Below are 417 nucleotides of genomic sequence, written 5' to 3'. Positions count from 1 at the left end.
GCGGGGCTGGCGCGGGGGTATCACAACCGCGCTGCGCTGACCGCCGAACGCTTTGTGCCCGATCCGTTTTCAACGAACGGCGGACGCCTTTACCGCACCGGCGACCTGGCGCGTTATCGCGCAGCTGGCGTCATCGAATACGCCGGGCGTATCGACCATCAGGTCAAGATCCGTGGCCACCGCATCGAGCTGGGCGAGATCGAAGCGCGCTTGCAGGCTCAGGCCGAGGTGCGCGAAGTGATCGTGCTCGCACTGGACGGGCAGCTGGTGGCGTATATGGTGCCGGGCGACCCTGCGCAGGACCCGCACACCCTGCGTGAGGTCCTGAAGGGCGAACTGAGAGCTCATCTGCCGGACTACATGGTGCCGACCCATTTCGTGCTGCTGGACGCCATGCCGCTGACCGCCAACGGCAAG

1 protein-coding gene is annotated in these 417 nt (G+C 66.2%); it reads left to right on the top strand.

Annotation, left to right across the window (positions count from 1 at the left end):
- A partial coding sequence (locus AO065_RS27500; protein ID WP_238381513.1) for an AMP-binding enzyme occupies positions 1-417 on the top strand: 417 nt, incomplete at both ends.

The organism is Pseudomonas viridiflava (assembly GCF_001642795.1).
In the GTDB taxonomy this organism is placed as follows: Bacteria; Pseudomonadota; Gammaproteobacteria; order Pseudomonadales; family Pseudomonadaceae; genus Aquipseudomonas; species Aquipseudomonas viridiflava.
This window is presented reverse-complemented; position numbering and strand designations above follow the sequence as displayed.